This is a genomic window from Altererythrobacter sp., from assembly GCF_050299635.1.
Lineage (GTDB): Bacteria > Pseudomonadota > Alphaproteobacteria > Sphingomonadales > Sphingomonadaceae > Erythrobacter.
The window spans coordinates 1-3114 of record NZ_JBNKWF010000047.1 but is presented as its reverse complement, the minus strand read 5'-3'; the positions used below and the strand labels follow the sequence as shown (position 1 = coordinate 3114).

Here is a 3114-nt window from a genome sequence, read left to right as displayed (position 1 = left end):
GATAACCGGCGGAAGGTTTCATCGTCATGTGGAACGTGCCCGCTTCCAGCTCCTGCTCGATCCGTACGTCGATGTCAGTGTCGACTACTCCTTCGGCGGAAAGCTGCCTCACGCGATAGAGATAGGGAATGAAGTCGCGATGGTAGCAGCGGACATCGAAAGTATCGTCATCTGGTGCGTCGGCGATACAGACCATCTTGCCGGCTCCGCTTCGCAGAGTGGTGACCTTGCCGGCGGAGTCGAGCGAGACGATCGAGGCGCTTTCGCGAAGTTCGGGTGGCAGCGGGAGCGTGGAGCTTTCGAGCGGAACAGAAGACGCTAACGCAGCGATGAGCGCAATTGCTGACACGGGAAACTCCTTCTTCAGATCGAGATGCGACCGCCTGCCCATCCTGTAAATCAGATAATGCCTATGTCCGCAAATGGGTCGTTAGCGGACGCTGCCGCCTGATCCGCCTGCGCCTGATTTCCTGCGGTTCTCGGGTGCGTTCTCGCGCGGTTCGTTTTCGGATCGCTCGATCTTGACGCCTTCATCCTCGCCGTCAAAATTGGCCGTTTGTCCTTTTACGCTAAATACTTCTCCGCTAGATCCGTTCGAGACAGACAACGGGGAACATTTTGGCCGACATCTTCATTTCCTATGCAAGGGCCGACCGGTCGCGGATCGAAAAGCTCGCCGAGGCGCTTGAATCGCACGGGCTTTCGGTCTGGTGGGACCGCAAGATCGAAGGCGGCGCGCATTTCGGCAAGGATATCGAGCGCGAACTGGACGCCAGCAAGATCGTGGTGGTGGCATGGTCGGAAGCATCGATCGAGAGTCCGTGGGTACTCGACGAGGCAGCAAGCGGACGCGACAATGGCAAGCTTGTGCCGCTGCGGTTTGACGAGAACCTCCCGCCATTGGGATTCCGCCAGCAGCAGGCCGTGGACCTGTCAGGGTGGAAGGGCGCGAAAGGTCATGCGGGCCTTGCCGGCCTTATCGAAACGCTCAGGAACAGGGTGAACATGGCAAGGGGCAGCAGCGCTGAGCCTGCCCCTGTTTCGGTTCCAGCCAGGCGCGCTCCCGGCAAAATTCCAATGCTGGTCGGCGGCCTTGCGGCTTTGCTGTTCATTGCCGCGGCCGGTTGGTGGTTCATGAGCGGGGGCATTGGCTCTGGATCGCCGGGCGCGGAAGCTGCAGAAATAGACCGTACGAAATCAGTCGCAATCCTACCTTTCCGCGATCTGTCTCCCGGTGGCGACCAGCAATGGTTCACCGACGGGTTGGCTGACGAAATCACGTCCAGGCTTTCGCGCACCCCGGATATTGTCGTCGCGCCTTCGAGTGCTGCCTTTGCCTTTCGCGACAGCGCGCTCAGCCCGATGGAAATCGCCAGCGAACTGGCAGTAGAGCATATTTTGAGCGGCTCGGTCCGCCGCACGGGTGAACAGATGCGGGTGACCGTCGAACTGGTTCGTCAGTCCGATGGCGAACTGATGTGGTCGGAACAGTTTGACCGCACGACCATGGATGCGATCGAAGTCCAGGAAAATATCGCGGTGGATGTAGCCCGCGCGCTCGAAACCGTGATGGACCCCGAAGCGCTGGCACAGATGGCGGATATCGGCACGAATTCGGTCGAAGCCTATGAAGCCTATCTCAAGGGAACGACGCAAAGTACCTTTAACGACACCGATCCCGTCACCTCCTATGAATATTTCCAGCGCGCCTATACCATCGATCCCGGTTTTACGGCTGCGCATCTCGCTGCGGCGCAAATATTGATTTACCGCATGAGCCAAGGCACCTTTGGCTGGTCGGGATATGAGGATGCGCTCGAGCGCGATCCCCTGTTTCTCGAAGAAGTGAGGGCGGCCCTGGCCGGCTCGGAAGAAGGCAGCTGGATTCATGGCCATGCACTTGCCTTGCGGGATCGCTATTATCTGCGCTTCAAGGATGTCGAAACCAGGCTTTCCGAATTGCACCGCCAATATCCCAATGAACTCAATATCCTCGAAGACCTGGCAATGGCGCAAATTGCCAACGGCAATTATGATGGGGCCGAGCAATCGATCTTGCGCCGGGTCCAGCTGAACGACGGCCCGACCGGCTGGTCGATTACTCAGCTACGCAGGATCGGAAAGGCCGAGGAGGCAGTACGACAGGCACGCATGGCGCTTGAGCAAGGAAGCGACGCCTTCGCCCTCGATCGTGCGATCGGGGCCTTGGCCGAGTCCGGCCTTGAAGAAGAAGCGCGCCAGGCGCTCGAGAGATTCGATAGTATCGAGCCGCGCGAAGATGCACGCTTGGCCGTCCGATTCTACTTCCATTGCATCCTTGGGCAGGACGAGGATGCAAGACGCATCGTTGGGCAGATGAGCCCCGAAGATGCGGAGCGCTGGTGGATCGGATCGAATGACAATCGGGCATCGCAGCCCTTCGACCGGGACTCACCACCCTATGTGCTGCTCTATTGGGGCTACATACCGGATTTTGACACGACCGGGCTGCCCAAGACCCGTGCCGCGCTGGACCGCGCCGGGATAGCGCATGACCAGCCGAGCCCCGGACCCGGATGGTGCGGCATTGAAGCCTGACTGACGGCTTCGAACCCGACGATTCACCTAAACAGCGCAAACAGGCAATCGATCTACGGCTACAGGATGATGAAATTCTTCGAATATATGAAAGTCAGCGTGGGGCTGGCTGTGTCCGCAACTGGGTCGTTAGCGGACCCTCCAAGCACTCAGTTTCGGTGAGAGTTTGAAGTCCAACAGAGCGGCACAAACTTTCCTACATCATGCGTTCCATGCCATGCCAGCTAAATGCGCGAAAACCTGCCACAACCCTTTGTATTCAGGCTTGAATCTGTAGAATTCGGCGCTTCGGGATTTCCGCACATGGACTGTGTTCCATGTGTTCCATCGAGTAGGATTTCGCCCAATCGGATCGGAGGCGAATCAGTCCTGCTTCACCCTCGCCGCGAAGCTCTTGCGCAGCTTCTGCAGCTTGGGCGGAATCACCGCCAGGCAATAGGGATTGCGTTGGCCTTCGCCTTCCCAATATTCCTGGTGGTAATCCTCTGCCGGATACCAGGTCGCTGGCCCCTCGATCGTGGTCACGGCCTGCTGGCC

At 58.6% G+C, this 3114-nt stretch carries 2 protein-coding genes and 1 pseudogene; 1 reads left to right on the top strand and 2 read right to left on the bottom strand.

Annotation, left to right across the window (positions count from 1 at the left end):
• Positions 1-349: hypothetical protein (locus ACQY6C_RS14645; RefSeq protein WP_427970008.1), on the bottom strand; the 349-nt coding region annotated here is incomplete at its 3' end.
• 269 nt (positions 350-618) lie between these two features.
• On the opposite strand from ACQY6C_RS14645, the gene ACQY6C_RS14640 reads away from it, so the two are divergent.
• Entirely contained in the window at positions 619-2577 is a 1959-nt protein-coding gene (locus ACQY6C_RS14640; RefSeq protein WP_427970006.1) for a TIR domain-containing protein, read from the top strand.
• Between the two features lie 363 nt (positions 2578-2940).
• Here the strand turns inward: ACQY6C_RS14640 and ACQY6C_RS14635 are convergent.
• Positions 2941-3114 (bottom strand): annotated as a pseudogene (locus ACQY6C_RS14635) (peptide-methionine (S)-S-oxide reductase MsrA); the annotation flags it as partial.